The 22,134-nt window shown below is 64.8% G+C and carries 15 protein-coding genes and 1 pseudogene; 10 read left to right on the top strand and 6 right to left on the bottom strand.

What is annotated here, in order from left to right; translation table 11 throughout:
* Positions 1–21 precede the first annotated feature (21 nt).
* Complete coding sequence (locus OXU32_05755) at positions 22–378, top strand: extradiol dioxygenase (protein ID MDE0073471.1); 357 nt, start codon at positions 22–24, stop codon at positions 376–378.
* A 51-nt stretch (positions 379–429) separates the two neighbouring features.
* Here the strand turns inward: OXU32_05755 and OXU32_05750 are convergent, their stop codons facing one another.
* Positions 430–1,113, bottom strand: coding sequence for an ion transporter (locus OXU32_05750; protein MDE0073470.1), 684 nt, complete (start codon positions 1,111–1,113; stop codon positions 430–432).
* Positions 1,114–1,297: 184 nt separating this feature from the next.
* On the opposite strand from OXU32_05750, the gene OXU32_05745 reads away from it, so the two are divergent.
* The 5 genes from OXU32_05745 to OXU32_05725 all read left to right on the top strand — a co-directional run bounded on the left by OXU32_05745 (position 1,298) and on the right by OXU32_05725 (position 6,022).
* A complete protein-coding gene (locus tag OXU32_05745) occupies positions 1,298–2,128 on the top strand; it encodes an outer membrane beta-barrel protein (GenBank protein MDE0073469.1) in 831 nt (276 codons plus the stop codon).
* Positions 2,129–2,152: 24 nt separating this feature from the next.
* Entirely contained in the window at positions 2,153–2,653 is a 501-nt protein-coding gene (locus tag OXU32_05740; protein ID MDE0073468.1) for a hypothetical protein, read from the top strand.
* 366 nt (positions 2,654–3,019) lie between these two features.
* A complete protein-coding gene (locus OXU32_05735; protein ID MDE0073467.1) occupies positions 3,020–3,775 on the top strand; it encodes a hypothetical protein in 756 nt (251 codons plus the stop codon).
* Positions 3,772–4,329, top strand: coding sequence for a sigma-70 family RNA polymerase sigma factor (locus OXU32_05730; protein ID MDE0073466.1), 558 nt, complete (start codon positions 3,772–3,774; stop codon positions 4,327–4,329). Before OXU32_05735 ends, OXU32_05730 begins: the two co-directional genes overlap by 4 nt.
* Before the next feature lie 19 nt (positions 4,330–4,348).
* The gene (locus OXU32_05725; GenBank protein MDE0073465.1) at positions 4,349–6,022 is read left to right on the top strand and encodes a hypothetical protein; all 1,674 of its coding nucleotides are present in this window, start codon (positions 4,349–4,351) and stop codon (positions 6,020–6,022) included.
* An 80-nt stretch (positions 6,023–6,102) separates the two neighbouring features.
* Here OXU32_05725 and OXU32_05720 read toward each other — a convergent pair whose 3' ends face one another.
* Both OXU32_05720 and OXU32_05715 read right to left on the bottom strand, forming a co-directional pair.
* On the bottom strand, positions 6,103–6,804 hold the full coding sequence (locus OXU32_05720) for a hypothetical protein (protein MDE0073464.1): 702 nt from the start codon (positions 6,802–6,804) through the stop codon (positions 6,103–6,105).
* Between the two features lie 77 nt (positions 6,805–6,881).
* Complete coding sequence (locus tag OXU32_05715; protein ID MDE0073463.1) at positions 6,882–8,498, bottom strand: DUF3320 domain-containing protein; 1,617 nt, start codon at positions 8,496–8,498, stop codon at positions 6,882–6,884.
* Between the two features lie 376 nt (positions 8,499–8,874).
* Between OXU32_05715 and OXU32_05710 the strand changes: the two genes are divergently transcribed.
* The 4 genes from OXU32_05710 (at position 8,875) to OXU32_05695 (ending at position 15,189) form a co-directional block, all read left to right on the top strand.
* Positions 8,875–9,150, top strand: coding sequence for a hypothetical protein (locus tag OXU32_05710; GenBank protein MDE0073462.1), 276 nt, complete (start codon positions 8,875–8,877; stop codon positions 9,148–9,150).
* Between the two features lie 339 nt (positions 9,151–9,489).
* Positions 9,490–10,167, top strand: a complete 678-nt coding sequence (locus tag OXU32_05705) for a hypothetical protein (GenBank protein ID MDE0073461.1) — start codon at positions 9,490–9,492, stop codon at positions 10,165–10,167.
* Positions 10,168–10,608: 441 nt separating this feature from the next.
* Positions 10,609–12,141 (top strand): hypothetical protein, encoded by a 1,533-nt coding sequence (locus OXU32_05700; GenBank protein MDE0073460.1) that lies wholly within the window; start codon positions 10,609–10,611, stop codon positions 12,139–12,141.
* A gap of 1,083 nt (positions 12,142–13,224) precedes the next feature.
* On the top strand, positions 13,225–15,189 hold the full coding sequence (locus OXU32_05695) for a hypothetical protein (protein MDE0073459.1): 1,965 nt from the start codon (positions 13,225–13,227) through the stop codon (positions 15,187–15,189).
* Between the two features lie 947 nt (positions 15,190–16,136).
* Here OXU32_05695 and drmC read toward each other — a convergent pair.
* The 3 genes and pseudogenes from drmC to drmA all read right to left on the bottom strand — a co-directional run bounded on the left by drmC (position 16,137) and on the right by drmA (position 22,116).
* Entirely contained in the window at positions 16,137–16,907 is a 771-nt protein-coding gene (drmC, locus tag OXU32_05690) for a DISARM system phospholipase D-like protein DrmC (protein MDE0073458.1), read from the bottom strand.
* Entirely contained in the window at positions 16,904–18,718 is a 1,815-nt protein-coding gene (locus OXU32_05685; protein ID MDE0073457.1) for a DUF1998 domain-containing protein, read from the bottom strand. Before OXU32_05685 ends, drmC begins: the two co-directional genes overlap by 4 nt.
* Positions 18,715–22,116, bottom strand: a pseudogene (drmA, locus tag OXU32_05680) (DISARM system helicase DrmA). Before drmA ends, OXU32_05685 begins: the two are co-directional and overlap by 4 nt.
* Between the last annotated feature and the right edge of the window lie 18 nt (positions 22,117–22,134).

Below are 22,134 nucleotides of genomic sequence, written 5' to 3'. Positions count from 1 at the left end.
ACCGACCATCATCGGTGAATTGTGAGGCTGTCGGGAGGGGGCGTCCATTCCATCATCTATAGTACGGATCCAGTTGCCGACCGGAGCTTTTTCCGCGACGTGCTGGACCTGCCGAACATCGATCTCGGGGGTGGCTGGCTGCTCTTCGCCCTGCCTCCGTCGGAAGTGGCGGTGCATCCCTCCGAGAAGAACGATGTCCATGAGCTGTACTTCATGTGCGAGGATGTCGATGCGCTGGTCGAACACCTGTCCGCCGCGGGCGTCGATTGCAGTCCGGTCGAGGAACAGGGGTGGGGCAGACTGACGGCCGTGACCCTGCCCGGCGGAGGGAAGCTCGGGATTTACCAGCCTCTGCACGAGGTCATCGCCGACACCTGAAGGGCCATCCGGCGCGATGCCGCGCGCCGCGAACGCGGACCCGTTCGCCGCCTACGCCGCCTGCTCTCCGGCGCCGGCCTCCCTCAGCGCATCCGCCATGATCCCGCACGCCGATCCGATCACCCCGATCCCGGCGAACATCGCCACCGTGGCCAGAATCCTCCCCCCGGCCGTCACTGGCTGGATGTCGCCGTACCCCACCGTCGTCAGCGTGACCACCGCCCACCACAGGCCATCGTACACCGAGCCGAAGATCTCCGGTTGAACGTCGCGCTCGAGGTGGTACATGCCGAACCCGGCCGTGAACACGACGATGCTCGTACCCGCGATCAGCGCGCCGGCCTCATCCATGGCGTGCCGGAACGCCCTCGCGAGCTTGCTCACGGCGTGAGTGTGGGCGGCCAGCTTCGCCGTCGAGACGAAGAGGCGAAACAGGCGAAAGGCACGGAGCGCCTTCAGATCGAATCCCGTGAACGCCCACAGCGGCAGGACGGCCAGGAAATCGACGATGCCCATGAAGCTGAACGCGTACTTCTTCCAGTCCTCCGCCCGCCGGATGCGCACGCACCACTCGACCGTGTAGAGCGCCCAGACGCCCACGCCGGCCCAGAAGAAGAACGGCGTCGCACCGGCCATGGCCTCCGCCGTCTCCGCGGTCTGGAGCACCAGATCCATGCAAATGACGGCGATCACCGCAAGTTCGATTCGTTCCGAGAATGGAGAGGGCTGTCGCATTGGAGGTCTCCCGGGGTGGGGGTGGGGGTCGCGGGGGTCGGTGGAGGTTGCCGGTGGGACGGCGAGCGGTGCAAGGGAGCGCGGGCGCGGGGAGGGCTCAGCGTCCCGCGGCCCTTGAACTCCGCCGTGAATCGTCGTCCCTTCCCTGGCCCCTTCTCGGCGCCTCCCGTTTCAAGTGGCCCCCATGACGCACATCGACAACCGCCGCCGCATCGCGGCCGTGCTCGGTCTCCTCCTCGGCCTGGGCTGCCTCTTCGCCGCGCCGCACTCAGTGGCAGCGCAGGCACCCACCGGGGCCGGCGGGATCTCGCTCACCGTCGGCATCGCCGCCGTCCTCCCGGCCAATGTCCGCTTCGTCGACGGCGACGACGCGGGAGAAGCGGCTCTCTACGGTGCCGACCAGTTCGACGAGGGTACGGTCGGGGTCGGGCTGGAATACGGCCTCGCGTTGGGCTACCGGTTCGGGGCGTTTCGCGCTCAGGTGGATCTGGGAGTCACGGGCCGATTCACCTACGAAGGGCATTCGAACTACACGCCGGGCGGGCCGGTCCAGCCGACCGAGGCACGCGTGAAGGCCCGCCGACTGATGCTGTCGGGGTTCTACGAGTTCGGGGCGCTAGGCGCGCTGCGCTCCTGGGTGGGCGCGGGACTGGGCGCGAACCGTTACCACCTCACGGACTACATCCAGCGGTTCCCCAACCCCGTCGATCCCTCCGGCCACCTCCGCAGGGGCTCCGACGGCGAGGTGCCCTACACGTCTCTGCCCCCGAGCACGGGCCATGGCTTCGCGTGGATGCTCGCCGCTGGCCTGACCGTCCCCCTGGGCGGCGACGCGCTGCTGGACCTCGGATACCGCTACACGGACGCCGGACGCATCGGTACCGCCATCGGCGACATCGAAGTGGTCCGCTACAATGAGGACAGCAGCCGCCGACTCCTGCTGATCACCATCAACCCAACCATCGCCGACCTCCGCTTCCACTCCCTCACCGCGACGCTTCGCTGGCTTCCCTAGGCAAGGCTGCGGGAGACCCCCAGCGTGACGACTCCGAGCATTCCCCGACTGGCCGCCTGCCCCATCTTCGGCTACGCCGCGTTCGCGGCACTTGTTGCCGTCGGATGTGGGAGCGATCCGGGTGCTGTGGGCGACCGTGTCCCAGCCGGACCCGCAGTCACTATCGTCGACAGCGTTCTCCTCGACGAGAATGACCGGTTCTATCTTGGCAATCCCTTCAGCTTAATGGTGGATACGGCTGACGGCTCCTTCTTCATCTCGGACTTCTTCGAGAACCGGATCCTCAGGTACGCGCGGGACGGCAAACTGCGGCAGTTCTACGGGCGTCCCGGGGACGGTCCGGGGGAGTTTCGCTCCATCTCGACCGCCTTGTTTCCGACCCGGGACTTGCCGAACCGGACGATCGCGGCGGTCTGGCGCTATCCCGAAGCGACGATTGACTACGTTGTTCCCCTGCCAGAGCCCTATCAGCGATCGATGGAAGGCCTCGGCAGGTTCACTGGAAGGGGAGTTGCCTTTGGGTAACATCACATCGGAAGTATACCTGAGCATCATCGCCCCCGATCGGACGGCTGCTTGCCCCCGATCGGACGGCTGCTTGCGTCGATGCCCCGGTGCCCTACTCGACGAAATGCGCCCCGTTCACACTGTGGCGCGAGACACCCTCTTCCTCCTCGACCGACGCCTCAATGAGGCAGAGGACGACCTGTTGACCTAGGTCCGGGTCTACCGGATCGACACAAGCGGCTGTACCTGGCTCGACTTGCACTGACCTCTGTGGCTGCCGGGGCATCTCGCAACGGATCGCGCCGATACTGCATCCCCTTTGTAGAACGACCGCGTTCGGCGCGAGCCGGATCGGGCAAAATCACCTGCGCCACGGGGGTGCATATGACCGAGACCAGGTCCCGTCCGCAGCCGGAGTCCGGTTTCCCCAGGCGAATCGCGATCTGGGTTGTCGTCCTTCTGGCCGTGTACCTCGCGTATTCGGCGACCCACTTCTGGGGGCGTCCGGATGCGGTGCCTGACTTCTTCGCGCTGGTGGTCAGGCGTCTCCCTCTCATCGTTGTCCAGATCCTCCCCGCTGCGGTGTTTGCCGCCGCCCTGGGTGGATGCGGCATCTTCGGTTCTGCGGGTACGGCCGCGCGTCTCTGGATTCTCCTGGCAACGTTGGCCCTGGCGGCATACGCCCTGCCGGCGCTTGTGTGGCCCGCCTTCGCGCATTGGACCGGCGCCGACTGGCCGCTTCCCGCCGCCCTGCTCGATTCCGTAAGATCCGCCCGAGCCGCTGCGGAGGCGGCGACGGGCAACGAGGCCGCGAGGCACTTGCGTGGAGCGGCGAACGATCTCGCGACGCTGATCGTGCCGATCGCGAACGCGGCGTTCGTCTTGCTCGCCGCCGTGCTCGGTGATCTGGCCGGGAGATTGACCGGCGGACTGTCCACCTGGACCCGCTACGCGACGCGGTGGCTCTCAGGCGGAGTACTGTTCGTGGCCTTCTGGATTCCCGTGGCCGTGGCCGACGAATTGGTCCAATACTACGCGGCCTGGGGAGGTCTGCTGTTCGTCCTCCCGCTACTTGTGCCGTCCATTGCGGCAGGGACCCTGTTCGTCTTCGTCCGCCCGGACCGCGAGCCCCGCCGTTGACCCCGCGCGGTGGCGGCACCGGCTTCGACCGGGAGCGATTTCACGCGGGGGACCGGGCGCTGTTTCGCGACCTGGTCCGCGAGATGTCCCCGCGCATGCTGCGGGTGATCCGTGGCTACGCGCGGGATGACGACCACGCGGCCGATCTGTTGCAACTCTGCTGGATCCGCATCTACCGCAAGCGTGCGCGCTTCGCCGGTACCGGGTCCTTTCTCGGGTGGGCGCTGACGGCGTGCAGGAACGTCTGCAGGACGGAGGCACGCAAACGTCGGTACGGACGCCTGGTCCGCCTTGACGACCACGGCGATCTCCCCGACCACACACCCGATCCGGCCGACCAGTTGAACCGCCAGGAGCGGGCGGCCGCGCTGTACCGGGCGCTCGAGCGGCTCAGGGAGCGCGAGCGGGACGCGATCCTGCTGCGCATCCTCGAAGGCCGGAGCACTGCCGAGGTGGCGCGGATGCTGGCCGTGAAGGAGGTGTCAGTCCGCTCGCTGATCCATCGGGGCCTGAAGAAGCTGCGCCAGATGGACCGGCTCGGCGTCGAGACCTGATAACCAAAGGAGAACCCCCATGCTGAAGAAGATGCGAACGCTGTCCGATCGGCGCGGTGCCGGGCGGGCCGACATGGACGCTCAGACGACCGACCGTCTCGTCGCGACCGTCGTGGAAGGGGATACGGCGCCGACAGCAGAATCGGCGGGGGGAACGGCTGATGCCGAGGTGCGCGAGACGCTCCACCTTATCGCGTCGATACGGGAGATTGGCGCCTCCGTTACACCGCTCCCGGAGTCCAGCGTGGACGCGATCATGGGCGCCTTGGAGCGCGAGGCAAGAGCCGTTCCCCTACAGCGTCCGTGGCGGGAGGGCCTGGGAATGGTTTCGGGCTTCCTTGCTTGCGCGGTGACGCTCGGCTCCGGCCTGCTTCTCGTGGGCGGAAGCGGCTACCTCCAACCTCCGGGTGCGACCGCGACGCCGATTCTGGCTGCCGCAGTCGCGTCTCTCGCAGCCCTGGCAAGCGTGGTCGTTCACAGTCAACTGCGGCTACGGCAGCCAATCCTGTTCCTGCTGATGCTCGTGACGCTCGGCATTGGCGCGTGCGCCCCAATGCTCCCGGACACATCGACGGCCGAGGTCGAGATCGACCCTTCAGCGCTCACGACCTTCCAGGAAGGCGAGGAGTTGTGGGGGGTGCGCGACATCATCGAGTCCGGCGAGGTGATCTGGGTGCTCACCGGAGCCGCACCCTTTCTGCGGGCGTACGATCGCTCCGGCCGGATGCTCGCCGACTTCGGCAGCTCGGGCCAGGGGCCGGGGGAACTCCGCAACCCCTGGATCCTGTCCGCGGCGACGTCCGCCGGCGAGGTGGTCGCGTGGGATCTCGCCACCCGCAGGCGCTCGGTGTTCGATGCAACGGGCAACTTCGTGAGTTCGACGCCCACAGCCATCGCCCGGGAATCCGTTCGCGCCAGTATCAGGAGCGTGACCTTCGGCGATCCGTTTCGAGTCGTCGAGGACAACTCCGGATTCTGGATGGCCAGCTATCCCGATGGGATCAGCCGGGGTGACGACTTCTGGGGAGGCAGAATCGTGCGGTACGCGCACGGTGATGCCGAGCCGGTCGTGGTCGTGGACTTCAGCGTCGACCTTCCCGGAGCCGCGAGCCGCGTTCCGGCCATGGGTCTTGGCCCGGTGCCGCTCTGGGACGGATGTGCCGATGGGGTCGCCGCCGTGCTCGACCCGGTCGACGGAAGCCTTCATCTCTACCGGCCCAGCGGCACGAAGGACAGGCAGATCGCGCTCCCGTGGACCGGTCGTCCGCTGTCGTACGAGGAGCGCCTGGGCTATGTTCGCACGATGATGCGTCACGAGATGCGAGGAGCAAACGTCGCCGACGACGAGATCGAACGCGCCGCGGCGGACCTGCTCGCACGTGCGGGCGACCACCTGGCCGCGGAAGCCCCGCTCGGGATCGATCCGCGCTGTGCCCCGGGACGGATCTGGATTCAGGAGTTCGATGGTTCGTCCCATCCTCTCGGATATGGCAGGACCTGGATGACGGTTGCCTTTGACGATGCCACCCCACGGTTCCAGAAGGTCGTCTTTCCCGATGGGTTCACACCCTATCGCTTGACCGACTCGGTCGCGATCGGCGTGGTGACGGACTCCGTGGAGCTACAGCGTGTTGCCGTCGTGCGCCTGGCCACCGTTCCACCGGAGCCTGTGCCCACTTGGGCAGGTTGTTAAAGACCACGCGGGCCGGACTGAGCTTTGCGGTAGGAGGGGGGATGGTGGGGTCCGGGGGGCCGCAGACTTGACTGGGTCGGTCACACCAACTCTCCCCGATCACCCCACCGCTTCTCGAACTCACGAAGTCGCCGGCGGATTTCGCCGTCCGGATTGATGACGAAGAACGTCCGGTTGCTCACCCGGCGCCAATAGTAGGCCAAGGTGCCGCTCGGTAGTTGGTTTTTCCACCACAAGATCTCGTTGCGATGGCCACCCCGGCGCCTGGTGTTGTGGTGGTAGATCACGGCGGCGCGTTCTTCCGCCAGTGCCACGGCCTCCGAGAGTGGAATCCCCTTTGCACCCACCTTTGTCGCAGGCCTGAAACGGTCGTCGGGCACGAGGCCGTTGTCGGGGTCGGCAAAGACGAGATCGCAACCGGTGAGCTGCCGCTGGATCCGGTTGAACCACCGGGATCGCCAGCGCTCGCGATCGTGGATCCTGACTTCAGCCACAGCCAGACGATCGGGGGCGAAGACGGCATCGCCGAGAATGCCGGACTCCTGTATGGCTGCGACCGACCGCCGGTTACCGACCAGTTCCTTCAGCGTGTCGAACAGCTTTGCGTCAAGGTGCCGCCACTCACCCGGACGCTGGAGGTATGCAATGTGCTTGCCGTCCCCGCCGGGTCCAGCGTCGGGATGCAGGTACCAGGCGACACCGAGACGCCGGGTGCCGCGGATCGCCCGCAGAAGCCCGTACTTCACATAGTCTCCGATATCGCCGGCGTATCTGTCCTGCATTGGATCAACTCTCCTGTCTGGATGAGCGTGACGGCTGGGCCAACCCACCGGCCACCCTAACGTAACGTAAGGGTTGCTCAGCCAGGCGGGCTGGGGGATCCGCCCCTGACGTCGTCCGGCACCCGCAACAGCGATCCTTCGCGCAGAATCGCGCCCTTCGCCACGAGGTCGTCCAGTACCTGCCGGAAGCGCTTGACCATCTTCGGGCCGGATCTCTTGAAGCCGAAGATGCGGATCGCCTCGGCGACCGCGTCGGCGGGCTTGATGCCGTAGCTCACCCGGATGGCGTGGACCAGCGCGGTCCCGATCTCCTCGGAGGCGATGCGCGCGGGATCGCGCAGGGACGAGGGGATGTCGCCATCCCGGCGACGTACCTCGACGGCTTGGCGCTCGAGGCGCCAGAGGAAGTCTGACTCATCGACCCTGAAGAGTTTCCGCCTCGCGCCCACTGTTGCAGCCAATCGCATCTGCGCGCGGATGCGGCGCCCGGCACGGCCCACCCCGGCGGCCTTGCGGATGCGGAGGATCACCTCGTCGAAGTGGACGGGACTCTCCACGTCGACCACCGGGGCTATCCACGTCGCCAGCTCGCCGGCCGGAACTTCGTGGAGCGGCGTGCCGAGGAGGCTGATGCGCAGCTGGACCACCCTGTAGGGAGCGGTGGGAGCGGGAATTTCCGGCTCGGGCTCGGGCGCTCTTTCGAGGGGCTTGGGAGGCGAGGGCCTGGGCGCGGACCGTTGCGCCCCGTTTATCTTCGCGGCGCGGACCGCCGTCGCGACCCGTTCCAGTTCCTTTTGCGGATTGCGGAACCAGTCTGTGCTCCAGATGCGGTGGATCCTCCACCCCAGCCCCTCCAGCACCTGCTGCCTCAGGCGGTCCCGGTCGCGGGCGGAGCGGGAGCTGTGGTAGGTGGCGCCGTCGCATTCGATGCCCAGGAGGTATCGTCCGGACCGGTCGGGGTCCACCACCGCCAGGTCGACGAAGAACCCGGCCGATCCTACCTGGTGGGCGACATCGTGTCCCAGGGCGCGCAGCCTGGCGGCGACCGCTTCCTCGAACGGAGAATCGGCCTCCCTGCTGCTGGCCTCGGCGATGTCGATCATTCCGTGCTGCGCGTACTCCAGAAAGGTCTTGAGCGCCCGGACGCCCCTGGCCCCGGAGCGCCTCAGGTCGAGATCCGCGCCGACGAAGTTGCAGTAGACGATGCAGCGGCGGCGGGCCCGAGTGATGAGCACGTTCAGGCGCCGCTCGCCACCGTCGCGGTTGAGCGGGCCGAAGTTCATCGGCAGATAGGTGCCGTCGATCTTGCCGTAGCCGATGCTGATGAGGATCACGTCCCGCTCGTCTCCCTGGACGTTCTCCAGGTTCTTGACGAAGAACGGCTCTTCGGGGTGCCCGGCGAAGAACTCCTCGTGCGAGGGATCGCGGCGGCGCAGGATGTCGACCTCGTCTTCGATGCGGCGCGCCTGAACGTTGCTGAAGGCCGCGACGCCCAGAGTGAGTTCGGGGGTCTCGCGGGCGTGCTTCATCACGGCCAGCGCGATCGTCTTCGCCTCGGCGGTGTTGATGCCCCTTCGCTGATAGTTGGCTTCGGGATTGTGGCGGAAGAGGAGGCCGGTATCGACCTTGCCGCCGTCGGGACTCGGGAAGACCACCAGGCGGTTGTCGTAGAACTCGTGGTTCGACACCGTGATCAGCGACTCGTGGCGGCTGCGGTAGTGCCAGCGGAAGCATCCTCTCGGGGGCCCCCTGGGCGCAGAACATGCCCAGAATGCTTTCCAGGTCGGCGGTCCGGCTCGCTTCGTCTTCCCCGTCGTCGGCCATGCGGTCGAAGAAGCTGGTCGGGGGCAGCTGCTTGCTGTCGCCCACCACGACCGCCTGCCTGCCCCGGATGATGGCGCCGAGGGCCTCGACCGGACGGACCTGGCTCGCCTCGTCGAACACCACCAGGTCGAAGTCGACCGATCCGGGCGGGATGTACTTGGCGATCGAGAGCGGGCTCATCATGAAGACCGGCTTGATGCTCTGGACCGCCCTGCCCGCTCCCGCCATAAGTCGGCGGACGGCCAGGTGGCGGGTCTTCTTCTGGAACTCCCGGCGGAGGACGCCCAGCTGGCCGCCGCCCTGGTGGCGCGGCAGCTGCTCCCAGTGGCGCTCGGCGATCAGCGCCCGGTTGTGGTGGAACTGCGCCATGTCCAGTTCGCGGAAGCGGTCGATGATGCCTCCGTGGGTCGCCCCGTCGAACCGGGCCAGCGCCTCCTGCTCGCGGAACGCCGCATCCAGCCAGGCGGCGTAGCAGGCGTGGTCGAAGAGGCCGGTGAGCTGGCCCGCCGCGTCCGGGCGTGACGCCGCCGCTCCGGCCACTTCCGGGATGCCCTTTTCGGTAGCAAGCCGCTCCAGCTGGTTGAAGCGCACCACGTCGTGCATGGAGGCCACTCGGTCGAGTGCGGCTCGGAGCCAGACATCCAGGGCACCGTAGGCGCGCTCCTTCAGCGACTCGTCGGGCTCCAGCCGCTCCGGCCGCAGCTCCATCACCTCGGCCAGGGCGTCCAACGCCTCGGCCAGCCCCTCCATCGCGGCCTCGCAAGCGTCGGCGGCAGCGCGAAGTTGAGCGGGATTCGCGGGATCGGAGGAGGACGGGCCCGAGGAATGCTCGGAGGGATCGGAAGAGGATGGGGCCGGCGAATGGCCCGAAGGCGCACCGGGGCGCCCAAGCAGTCGGTCCAGCAAGTCGTGTACTTCGTCTCCCACGAGCCCCGCGGCCTGATCGCGGTGAAGCTGCACCAGCCACGCCGCGGCCTCTCCAAACGCGCGGTGCCCTTCCACGCGCTCGCCCAGGCTCAGCCCCGGAAACAGCCGGCTGATCAAGCTTCCCGCTTCCTCGACTTCCCGCCACTGGCGCTTCGCCTCCAGGATGGCATCCACCAACTCCATCTGCTTCCGGACGGCGCGGGGCATCTCACCGCGGCAGAGTCCCGCGAGCCTCCTGCGCGCGGCCCGGAACCGCCCGGACAGGAAGCGCCACCACTTGCCCCCGTAGGTGCGCAGGGCCTGACGCTCCGCCAGCACGTTCTCGTCCCAGGCCTCGGGGATCAGGACGGCGTCGTGCCGCGAGCGGATTTCGGCGAAGGAGCGTGCGGCCCCGGCCACCTCCTCGATGCGCGCGGCTTCGGCGACCCAGCCCGGGCTGCGGTGATTGGCGCCCCCGAGCGCCGGAGCTTCCAGGGCCCTGCGCGCGGTGCGGATCATCCGCTCCACGTCCGCGGGCCTCAGCCGCCCGAACGTCCTGTCGCGGCCGAGCCTCCGGATCAGCTCCTCCGTCTCCCGCTCCAGCCCGCGCCACGCGCCCGCCGCGGCCTCTAGGACGCCGCGCACGGAATGCTCGTCGGTGGGAACGAAGTGAAGCCGTCCGCACGGCCACCACACGTGCCTGCAGGGAACTCCGATCGCGCGCACCAGCTCCTGGAGCTCGCGGGCCAGCTCGCGCCTGCGAATGAACTGCTCGTCGCTCCACGACACCGAATCCCGGATCGGGAGCCCCGGCCCGGCGACCGTCAGCCCATCCTCCCTGAGCTGCGCCAGACGGCCGACCAGGTCGTGCGGGGTCAGCCCGCTCCGTCCGACCGGCGAGTTGACCGCGCGGGCGTAGTCGTTCAGGCGCTCCCGGGCCTCATCGAGCAGCACCACGTCCTCGGCCCAGCCCCCGACCTTCGGCCGGCCCATCGCCAGCGTGCGCTTCAGCTCGTCCAGCACGACCCGCTTGTTGGTCTTGTGGCTGTGCAGCTCCAGGCAGGCGTCGCCCAGGTGGATCGTGTCCAGGCGCCGCTTCACGACCTCCAGCGCGGCCATCTTCTCCGCCACGAAGAGGACTGTGCAGCCGTTGGCCAGCGCCTCCCCGATCAGGTTGGTGATGGTCTGCGACTTCCCGGTGCCCGGAGGTCCCTGGATCACCAGGTTGCGGCCCTTGATCACGTCCAGAACCGCGAGCGTCTGCGAGCTGTCCGCGTCCATCACCGGATGGAGCTCCGCCACCCCCTCGGCATCGTCGATGTGCTCGTCCTCGCCGATGTCGGGCGGCCCCTCCGCGAATCCGTCGCCGCCGAAGAGCCGCTGCACCAGCGGGTGGTCCGCCGGCCGGCCCTCTTCCGGCCAGGTCTCCGGATCGAGGTCCTTGTAGATGAGCAGCTTGCTGAAGGAGAAGAAGTTCAGGTGCACCGCGTCGTGCTCGACCGCCCAGCGCTCCCTTTTCGCGACGGCCCTCTCGACCCGGAAGAGATAGTCTTCCACGTCGAGATCTTCCTCGGCGGGCATCTCCGGCGGGCGGACGCCGAAATCCTGCTTGAGCTTGGCCTCGAGCGAGAGGTTCGCCTCGATGTCGTCCCCGGTCCACCTGAGCTTGAAATTCTCCCGCACGCTGGACCTGGTGAGCTGAACCGGGATCAGGATCAGCGGCGCGCGGCGCTCGATGCTGCTGCTCTCGGACTCGTACCATGTGAGCATCCCGAGCGCGAGATAGAGGATGTTGACCCCCTGTTCCTCGATCGAGAGGCGGGCCTGACGGAAGGTCGCGCGCAGGCGCAGATTGAGCGCGGCGCGGGGAAGCGCGGTCTGGAGCCTGTTATCGGTGTGGCGCGCGGCGGCTTCGTCGAGGTCGTCGTCGGGCTCGCCCAGCATGGCGAGGAGCTCGGAGGGGATGTCGTCGATGTCGCCCGTGGCCTGTGCTCCGGTCGGCAGGGGCGCCGTCTCCTGGGAGGCGGGAAGGAAGTACATGACCCGCGGGCTTCGGGACGAGGATCCGTCGGGTGCGGAACCGCCCACGAGGATGCGGAAGAGCTCGCGCGAGCGCTCGTCCACAACCTCGATGCCGCGCCGCTTCGTCGGACGGAAGTTGAGCAGCGGGTTGCGCAGGGAAAGATCGAGGACATCGCGGCGGGATTTCTCGAGTTCCTGCCGGATGGAGGAGAGGTTGGTCATGGGGTGGAGGGTGTTCTTGCAGGTAACCCGGATGGCGGTACGGGTGGTGGCATCGGGCGGTGCCCTGCGCTGAGGGTGATGGCGTGGGGGGGAACGGAGGGGAGGGTGCGGGGATTGGGGCTCAGGGCGCAAGGGTACTCCGCTGTAGTTCGACATCAACGTGCTCCTATGCTCCTCAATGCGGCGGACGAGGATTCCGAGTACCGTGAGCCCTGCCGCCGCTGGATCGAGAGAGCCGAGCGCGATTCGTCGCCCGCCTTCCGGACCTGCAACATCTGTTACGAGTTCCTTCGGACAAGCACCCACCCCCGGGTAGTGGATCCGGTGAGGGGGAGGAGTGGGGCGATTGGTATTCCCAGCTGATCGGCGTACTGAGACGTGCTCACAAGACTGATCCGACCCTCCGGTCCGCAACCCCTGGCACAGACGAAGATATCGACCGCCATCCCGTCTGTTGCGATCACGTTGGGTGTCGTGTCATTTGGTCGTGAGAGCGTGAGCAAACCAGCTCCTGATGGGCACGATAACCCGGACTCGGCATTGATGACTCCCGATGAATTCCTTCAACGGGTGAGGAAGATTAGGCCGTGGAAGAGCCGCGGCCGAACGGCACCTCACAAACCTTTTCTTCTGCTTATCGCCCTAGCACGCGTGACGAAGGAGAAAGATAGACTAGTCTCCTATCGCGAAGTAGAACGAAGTTTCGATAAGCTGTGGAGGAAATTTGGTCCCGAGGGACCGGCGCGCGCTTACTACCCTTTCGGCAGACTCAGGAAGGACAAGCTGTGGGAAATCCCTGAGATTGCAGTCCTGCCGTCGCGGGACAAGGCCGACTTGTCACCTCGGGAGCTACGAGACCACAACGTGAAGGGGGGGTTCCCGCGAGGAGTGTTTGCCCTTCTGAAGTCCGATGAGAAACTCATCTTCAGAGCGGCTCAACTAGTCTTGATAGAGCATTTGCCGTCCTCGCCGCATGGCGAAATTCTTGCCGCAGTCGGCCTTCGCACGGGAGGGCTAGTCATCAGCGCGACCCAGGATACCGTCAGCAAAGGAGCCGACCAACGGGCAATCGAAATGACGGGTTCTCGACCGGTCCGAGCCTCTAGCCATTCAAGAGGCGGTCGGACCAGTTTCGATCGCTTCACTCGGGGCGACATCGACACCGCCCGTAACCTCGCGGCGTTGGTTGTTGAGGCTCGGGACCGGGGGATAGCCCCGACGAACGATGATGTCTGGTTGGCTGCGATCCGAGGGCGGTTGTACGGGGAGGGGATATGGCCCGAGATGCCCTCAAGGTTCCTAGCCGCCTTTGCTACCGGGTGGGGTGCCACGTCGGTCTTGGACCTCCACGCCAGTCTGGGGAGTCCCGTGTTCCCTCTGGCTGGGAGCCCGTCTTGTCGGGCGACCGCGCTATGCCCTCGTCAGGAAGTGCTTGAGGCTGTCCAGGTGCTGGATCATCACAACGAGGTGAAATGGCTGCCGGGCGGTGTAGACAAGAATCCACAGGTCCTTAAGGGGCAATTCGATCTCATCGTCTGCTCCCCACCGCTGGGTACGACCTCTGTGAAGCGCCGCTTTGCAGGTGTCTCATGGGCTGTCCGTGACAGCCCCGGTCATCTCCTGATACCCCGCTCATGCAGTGCGCTGTCCGTCAACGGGATCGGCGTCTTCGTTGTCTCACCGAGATTCTTGTCCAACAGACGTAACGATAGTGTCCGACGAATGTTACCAGACTTTGGTCTTAGTCTAGCAGCATATGTATCCGTTCCTCCACAACCAAGAACCTATCGGCACAGAGTCGGGCTAGCATTCATCCGTAAAGGCGAATCCAGCCATGTCTTCGGTGGGATCCTCTCGGAAGACGAAGAACGCAACCAAGCGACGTTGAAGAACTTGATTGAAAGGGTTGATTCTGGGAGCGTAGCAACTGGTCGACTCGTCGCCAGCAGTGACTTCGTGAGCCCCGAGACACTCGCTTCTACGGAACGAGTCGATCGACTCGCCACTACACTACGTCTGAAGCCGCAAAGACTGGGCGATATCGCTCAGGAGATCAAGCCCCTTGGGCGCGGTGGGCCTTCGGGATTCGAGGAACGATCTGATGTCATCTATCTGCCTCTTATTCCTTCAGAACGAGCCGCTACTGAGGTTGGGCAGCTCCAGGTCAAGGCTCGCGATTGGGTGCAGGTTGTACTCAATGAAGACATCGCAGATCCAAGTTACGTCGCGCGTTTCCTCAACTCTGCCGCTGGACGAATGGTCCGCGAGGCCGGCGTCGTAGCCTACGGGGCCTATCGCAGGCTTCCTCCACGAGGAGTTGGAGATCTCGTGCTGTTCCTTCCCAACAAAGCAACTCAGCTCCGCATACTCGAGACCGACTCCAAAGCCGCGTCATTGATGAGCGAGGTGCGCGAAATCCGAGAACAACTGTGGCAGCGCCCTCTCGCGGAAGCCCGGGTACGAGATCGTCTCGAAGGCGTCAACCGCGACGACAGCCTTCCGGCGTGGTTGGACAAACTGCCCTTCCCACTGGCATCCATTCTCTGGGCTTATCATGCGGCTGCGGGGAATGACAAAGAACAGTATGAACACCTTGACCATTTCTTCGAAGCACTGTCAGCGTTCCTCGCCACCTTGGCCTTGAGTGCCTTTTGGACGGACAAGCCAATGTTCGAGCGCGAATGGCCATCTGTCCGTAGCACTCTTGAGAGCCGTTCTTTGTCGATTCGAACAGCCACTATGGGTACGTGGATCACTATCGCGGAACGTCTCTTTAAGAGAGCCCGTCAGATGCTCGGGAGTCAGGAAGTTAGTGAGTGCGACGAGTGCCTCCAAGCCTTCTGCACGGCGGATCGCTCCGTACTCGGCGCGTTGCTCAGCAAGAATCTCGTGAGCGCCGTCAAAAAGGCGAATTCCAGCCGGAATATGTGGCGCGGCCATGGAGGAATCGTTAGCGCCAGCCAAGCTTACCAGCTCAGGGTAACGCTGTTCGACATCCTCAACGAAGTTCGAGAGAGCTTTGGCACTGTTTGGACGCGCTACCGGTTGGTTCGCGCCGGCGACATGAGACGCCTGCCCGATGGGACTTACCAGACGCGGGTTGAGGTGATCATGGGCAGAAGCTATCCGTTTCCGTCACGAAGTGTGTCGTTGGAGGAACCCGTGACCTATGGGCAACTCTACTTCCTCGGAGAGGCGGAGCGTCGGGCGCTGCCAATACTCCCCTTCATAACTCTGGAGCCGAGTCCAGACGAAGCCAGCAACGCTTGCTATTTCTTCAATAGAGCGCGTGGGGAAGAGATCCGGCTTGTGTCTTATCATTTTGAGAGTAAGCCGGCTTTGGAAGGCGAGTTCCGAGACACACGGCAGATTCTCGATGAACTGTCTGTCCTAGAAACGGTCATGGACTGACACGCCGCTCAAGCTCATCGAGGAGCAGATCCAGGCGCTCGCAGCCACGGCATGGAGGGACGCGTCCTATGAGATCTTCAAGGTCGGGATCCCCCGCACCCCAACCCACGGCCAGGAAGGCAGTGAAGAAAGCAGCGTAGGACCTGAACCTCGGTTGAACCCGGGTGTCAGGTGAATACCGTACTTGTACAACCGTTCCAATATTCAGACGTCAGACTTCATACCGCTCTCGGACCAGGCCTTGGCATCGGCCCATTCTTCCGCGGAGAGTTCATCGCGCAACTTATCGGGAACGTAATAGAACGCTCCTTTCCAATACTTTGCACACTCTTTGCAAGGTGGTCTTCCATTCGTGCCACCTCGAAAGTTCTTGGGTCTAATGCTACTGCCCCTGGTACACTGGGACATGAAATGGTAGACGGATCCGCTCAAGGAGTACCAGAAGGGCGGCCAGATGCCCAGGATGGTCATCGCTCCGGCGACCAATAGGACGGAGCCCAAGAGGGTCTTTCGATCCAAGAACGGAATACCGCCGGCAATCAACGTGTCCGTGACAGTCTCGGGGTCATACTGCTCGTATTCCACATAGCGGTCGAAGAAACGATGGACACCGCTAGCTGGTCCCACGCCTCTGAAGAACGTTGGGGATACGGAGCGCATGGGTCGTGACAGACGCTCCCTCGCTTCTTGCCGAATTGGGGCGTCCGGTGGAGGAGAGAGTACTCGCGTAAGGGGAAGCCGGTGTTCCTGGAGTACCTTCTGCGCCCTTCTTCGGAGCACGCCCCTCTCAATGTCTTCGACTTGCTTCTTGTTCAATGGATGTCCCTCTGCTGTCGCGTACCGAAGAAAAACTTGTGTCCTTAAGTGGGCCTGCCTCAGTCCGCCATGTCGTGTGCTACAAGTTCCTTCCTTCGAGCTGCCCGCACTGTAAGCAGAGGGACCCACCCTCAGCCCGGCAACGCCTTCAACATCCTCCGATCGATCAGCCGCCTCAAGTGCTTCACAACGCGCAACGCAAGAGGTCCATCCCTAACGAGCAAACCCAATTCGATGTTATCGTCCAGAGCCGCGGCAGTAAAGTTTGCTGAGGTGATGAACACGCTCTTGTCGTCCGCTACCACGGTCTTCGCGTGGAGCACGCCCCGAACCTCGGGATCGACGGATCTGGGATCGTAGTACACGGCCGGCCGCACGTTGCCGGGCCAGTCCTTCTGCCAAAACTGGACGGCAAACCGGCGGACCAAGGCGTCTTGGCTCGAAGTGTCCTTGTGACCGCGATGGATGTTGAGCAGCAGCTTCACCCTCAGCTCGGGAACATCCTCCATCCTCCGCGCCAGCTGTTCGAAGACCTGCGGACCGTCGAAGTACGCGAAGCTGACGGCCCATAGAGATCGCTTCGCGGAGGAGAAAAGCTGGTCGTAGACCCGGCGCGTGTCGCGGGCATGGAGGCCTGGAACCTCGGGGCCCGACCAAACAAGGTCGGGTTTCGGAACCGGCCTGGCCGCTTGGTCGAGGGCGCGGACCCAAGCGCCGGCGGCGCGGTCGGTCACGCCAAGGTCTGACAGCGCTTCAAGGGCGCTCAATACACCGGGGACGGGTTGCCCAAGGGCGGATAGAAGTTCCGGTGCCGAGTACGGTGCCCTCAACTCACCCGTACTCAACGCGCGCGCCAGCCGCTTGCGCAGATGTGCCGGCAGGATCGCGAGCGTGTCGATCACGCCCACCCCGGGTCGGGAAAGAACGCTGCGTCGCGCTCGTCGAGAGTCGGGACAACGAGAGCGCGATCCAGGTTGTCGTTCCACATCTCACAGGACGTCTCGGCAACGAGGACGCAGCCGTGGCAGGCAGCCCCGTGGAGCCAGCGTTCTTCAACGCTGCTTGCTGGCGAGTGCTGGGCACACACAGGATCATTAGAGCAGAGGCCGGCCGCCGCCAGCGCCTGCTCGATGTGGCCCCCGATATGGCGCGCCTGCTGCACGAGCCCGCCCAATGTCCCTTCGGCATCCGGGCTGGAGGTGTAGAGGAGAACGCCGTACAGCTCATTCTCGTCATCCACGTAGATGCGCTCTCGAATCGAAGCCGCAGGATATCCGCAGCGTGACGACAACGACTGCACCAGCATGTGCGACAGCGTGTGCAGCATCACATAGGTCCCCCCTGGGAAGTCCGGTGCATTCTTACGTTGCTCTCTCCAGTGGAGATAGCCGGTTTGCAGCGCCTTGGTCCGCCGAGCCACGCCAGCCCTTGCCTTCCATTTGCGAACGGCTGCCGCCGAAAAATGGAGAAGCACTCCCTCGCCCCTGTTTTCCACGGCCGGGAACCAAGCCGGGTCGATCGAGATGTCCGCTCGCTCGACCTCATCCCGATACTCGCCGTCGATGTCCGGCATCGGCGCTTCCAATCGCGTGAAGCCGCCGAGTGCGAGGACCTCGCGTAGCCTGTGAACCTGGTAGACACCCGACACCTGTTGACGAAACCCGTCAGTGCGGAGGTGATCCGGGAACTTCCGCGCGTGGAAGTTCGGGTCGATGGGCACATCGTCGCCGAACCCTTCCGGCACCGCGAGCATGGCCTCGATTTCGACTCCCTTCACAGACTGGTCGCCGAGCGGACCCTCGCGGCGTCGGTGAATGGCCTCCAGTATTTCGTCGTCATCGAACCCGGCCAAAGACTGGGCGATCTGTGGCAGCTTCCTGAAGATCGCCAGTTCGTCCAAGCTTTCGACTACCTCAAGCAGTTGCCACTGCTCCGCCACAACCAGGTCAATCTCCGCTGACTTTTCCGGAATCGACAGAGCACGGACCAACAGCGGGAAGTACGCGTTGGTCGCTGTCCGGATGAGCAGTCGGCTGCGCTGGTGGCAGTCTTCATTTGCGTTCGGCCCGAGCCATGGACGCGCCCCGGTGCATATCCCCAAGGTAGTCTTCGATATGTCATTGGCCTCCGTCATCCGGCGCGACTTCCCGCAGCTGCACCGGACACGCAGGTTGGCCAGTTCTCCGGTCGCGCCCGTCTCATCGAGCCACAGTTGACCGAGGCACTTCGTCGGGCCGCTATGAGCGAAGTCTTGCCATGGGAAGTCATCAACGTGTCCCTTCGGGCATGCCCTCACGAAGCGCGTCGCGACAACGGGGTTACCGTCGAACTTCCGCTTCTCGTCAAGATGCTTGCGGTGGACGAGCCTGCGGGAGCGGGGTTTGGTGGGAGAGGGGTCGCTGCCATCTCCGCGTCCCGATTCCTGCACCACGAACCACTCGGGAAAGCGGTAAGCGTCGATTCCCTTGGGGAACTTGAGCCAATACTGGGCCGGATCGGGTGTCGGAGGCACGTAGAGATACGGGTTGGCCACCCCGGTAATCCGCGAGAGCGTGCGCTGCACCCGGGGTTCATCCAGCCGTTCCAACGGCTGGTGCCAGTCGTCAACACCGGCGACGATCGCCGAGTCCTTTGGAAGGTCGATCAACGAGCCCGGACCGTAGGTCGTGATGACCTGGCTGCGGCGGATCTGGCCATTGGAGCTCGGATTCATGCCGGCTTCCCCGCGTCCTTGAGGTCTTTGACGTAGACATGCACCTCGGGCTCCACGTCCCGCAGAGAGCGGTTGGCACGGAACTTCCGATGGTGCTCCGTCTCGAAATCCTGGTCGAGCAGGTAGCGAAGCAATGGCTTGGCCGGCGGCTTCTCGTAGCTCTGGTATTGCAACGATACGCCATTGGCCCGGTAGTCATCGAGGATCTTGATCCACGAATCCAGCAGATCCACGACTCGATTCCGGACTGCGTCGACGGCCTCCTCCCGCTCGCTGGGATCATGGATGGGCTGGTTTTGCAGGCGTTCGGCGTAGGTCGCCTGGAGCCAATCTTCCAGTTCGGCGCGGGCTTGCTTGATGGCCTCGGCACCCCGGGCAGGGGTCAGAATCGGTTCCGAATGACGAGCCAGCGCAACGAGCGCGCCAGCGAAGCCGCGGTCGAGCGCCCGAGCCGAGAACGGTGTCACGGATGCCGGTTCGACGGAACGGTAGAAGGTCTCGTGGTAGTGACGGAAACGCTCGTAGTGCGATCGATCTCGCGGCTTGTGGATGTTGAGAAGCGTAACGACAAGACCCGGCCGGTCATCCGCGCGTCCGACCCTGCTGGTGGCCTGGATGTACTCGGCGTGCGTCTTCGGCTGTCCGTTGACCACCATGAGCCCGAGCCGCGACACATCCAGCCCGACCGAGATCATGTTGGTGGCCAGCGCACAATCTACCCTGCCCTGCTCGTGAAACCCACGCGCGAGTCGTTCGAAGGCCATGGCAACCTGGGCGGTGCTCACCCGGGAGGTTAGCTCCATGACTTCACTGTGGAGCGTGCGGTCGCGGAACAAACCTGTCTGTTCGCCCAAACGACGGCGGCCTCCCCTCCCCTTCAGGGTGTTTTGCACCTCTTCCTCGACGATTCGGCGCGCTCCCCCCAACTCCCTCAGGCTGTTGAAGTAGGCAAGCAGCGTCATATAGGGGTCGGCAGGGTTCTTCGAGTTCTTCCGGCCTCCCGCGCGAACGTAGTGCTTCTGCGCCGCACCCATGAGCGCCAGCATGACACGCCGCATGATGACTTTCGGGTTGCGGCCGGCTGCCGCGATGCCCAGGTAGCGCCGCGCCGGAACCTCGCTGGCCGGAACTGTGCCGGCGAAGAACGAATCCCGCCGATCCGGCCCCGGAGGCGGGAAAACTCGAGTGTCCGCGCGGGCAAAGACGGCCTGCACCTGATCCCGAGCCTGACGCGCGGTAGCTGTGGACGCGACGATCTTTGGCTTACCTACCTGGTGCGTCCCCTTGGCGGAACACAGCCCGCCGATGGCTGTCTCGTAGAGGCCCATCATGGTCCCCAAGGGGCCGGTGATCAGGTGGAGCTCGTCCTGGATCACCAGGTCGGGTGATAGCAGCGGCGAATCGAGCCGTGACCCGCGGCCGGGGTCGACGGCGCCGTAGAACCCTTCCGAGTCGTATCGTTCGGCCCCGCCGAGCAGGGCACCCGAAGGACCCTCCCAAGGGAGAGCCGCGAACTTGTCCACCGTCGCAATCAGGAAGGCGGGAAGCCTCCTTTAAAGGGGCTCGTCCACTCCGAGGATGGGAAGCGAACGATCGCCGGAGAAGTCGCACTCGAAGTTGGTGCACACGACCCGAAGATCCCGCGGACGATCAGCGTCCGGCAGCAGGGAAAACGAGTCCGCGGTGAAGTGCGTGCCGCACCAGGGGCAGCTCTCTACCGGGATCGGCGAGGGATTGTACCCCGGGTTCTGCTGGTACCTGACCGTCTTCGAACGAGCGGTATCGGTCCGGCCGTCGCCCTTCCGGCCCATCCTGTTCGGAGTCGCGGCCTTGCCGACCCAGAGACCGATCTCGAACGGCCATTCGCCGTATCGGCCTGGGTTGTCGACGCGTTCGAGTTCAAGTGCACACACCAGCCCAGCGGCACGGGACAGCTGGTCGAGCGTGAGCAGCCTCAGCGTGTAGCGCATGATGACGCTGACCCCTGCCCCGGCGTGCCCCGCTTGCGCCGGATTTCGCAGCCGCCTGAGGACCATCGCGAAGGCTGCCAGACCTAGATACGCCTCCGTCTTGCCACCACCCGTCGGGAAGAAGAGCAGATCCACGGTTTCACGGTCCGGATTCTCCGAATCGGCCATTCCGGCAAGGTTAAGGAGCATGAACGCGAGCTGGAACGGGCGCCACTCCGGGTCGTCCTCGGCGATGCGGCGCGAGAGGGCCCGTCTGACCGCGCGGTTGGCCATGCGGAAGGCGTCAAGCACATCGGGGGCGGCCACGAGCACGTCGACACCTCGTTCCATTCGGTCCGAGGCGTATCGGGCCTGGTGGAGGAGTACTTCGGCGGTGGCCCGGTGCCTCTCGTCGAGTTCGGCTACGGCTTCCCGTCCCAACTCGATCCAGCGTCGGTACTCGGACACGAGGGGCGACAGCGCACCCCGCACCGCCGGGCCATCAGGCAGACGGCCCAACTGCCGCATGGATAGCTCAACTCCGGGAACGGGACGCGGCTTCGTGGCTTCGACCTGCGAGCTACCGATCCACTTCGTGCGGACTCGGCGGCATACACCGCCTTCGACCGTCCAGTCGGCCGAAACACCATGCCCCGTGGCGTAAGCGGGCGTGTCGGCGTAGTGCAACTGGCTGACTTTGTCGTCCCAGTTGGGAGTCTGCTGTCCGGAGAGGTCGGGACGGGGATGGAAAGGACGATTGCACTCGACCGAAAGGCGTGTCTGAAAGGCGTACGTTTCGTCCGAGTCGTTGGAGTCTTCCGCCAGTGCGCGCTCGTTCACGAGGAAGACGGAAATCGCACGGGTGCCGGGTTCAATCTGGCCCCGGAGACGTTCCGTGGGGATTGGACGTTCCGTCGTGTGTAGGACAAGACCATCGGAACCGGGTACAGGGTCAACCGCTGGAGAACCGCTTCCGTGCAACCGGACTGTGACCGTCTCGGCTCTCGGAGCCCGTTGCCACCCCTCAATTTGTCTTCCCGCGTGGTTCTCCCGCTTCGCCCTTCGGTAGTCTCCCCAGTCAATAGTGACCCGGATGGCGGCGGCGGCGGGCGGGACCAAGAAGCTGAGTCCCATCGATGACGGGAAGAAGCGCCGTTTGGCCCGCTTCCCCTGTTGCGTGGACTCCTCGGCCAAGCCCGCGCGCTCCGTTACCTCCGAGTGTAGCTCGTCGTCTGCATCATCATCTGCTCGCTCCGAAGCGGGTGTGCCAGAAGGTACCAGGAAACCTGTGAGATACCACACGGACGGGCGTTCCCAGCCGGGGAGAAACTCGCCGGCGTGCTCGCCGCCCGGGCCCGGACCAATCAGGTCGAGGTGGAGGGCGTGGGTCAGTGCGGCACGGATGTCCTCGGAGGTCGTGTATCCGGTGCTGTTTGGTTGAGCACTCACGGATTGCGGTCCTCCCTG

It is taken from the genome of Gammaproteobacteria bacterium (genome assembly GCA_028819075.1).
GTDB lineage: Bacteria > Gemmatimonadota > Gemmatimonadetes > Longimicrobiales > Gaopeijiaceae > BD2-11.
This window is presented reverse-complemented; position numbering and strand designations above follow the sequence as displayed.

What these genes read in the sequence shown, in the direction of transcription:
- OXU32_05720 (MDE0073464.1), bottom strand. Translation starts at nt 6,804, where the DNA reads ATGCAGGACAGATACGCCGGCGATATCGGAGACTATGTGAAGTACGGG.
- OXU32_05725 (MDE0073465.1), top strand. Translation starts at nt 4,349, where the DNA reads ATGCTGAAGAAGATGCGAACGCTGTCCGATCGGCGCGGTGCCGGGCGG.
- OXU32_05685 (MDE0073457.1), bottom strand. Translation starts at nt 18,718, where the DNA reads ATGAATCCGAGCTCCAATGGCCAGATCCGCCGCAGCCAGGTCATCACG.
- OXU32_05750 (MDE0073470.1), bottom strand. Translation starts at nt 1,113, where the DNA reads ATGCGACAGCCCTCTCCATTCTCGGAACGAATCGAACTTGCGGTGATC.
- OXU32_05745 (MDE0073469.1), top strand. Translation starts at nt 1,298, where the DNA reads ATGACGCACATCGACAACCGCCGCCGCATCGCGGCCGTGCTCGGTCTC.
- OXU32_05735 (MDE0073467.1), top strand. Translation starts at nt 3,020, where the DNA reads ATGACCGAGACCAGGTCCCGTCCGCAGCCGGAGTCCGGTTTCCCCAGG.
- OXU32_05705 (MDE0073461.1), top strand. Translation starts at nt 9,490, where the DNA reads ATGGCCCGAAGGCGCACCGGGGCGCCCAAGCAGTCGGTCCAGCAAGTC.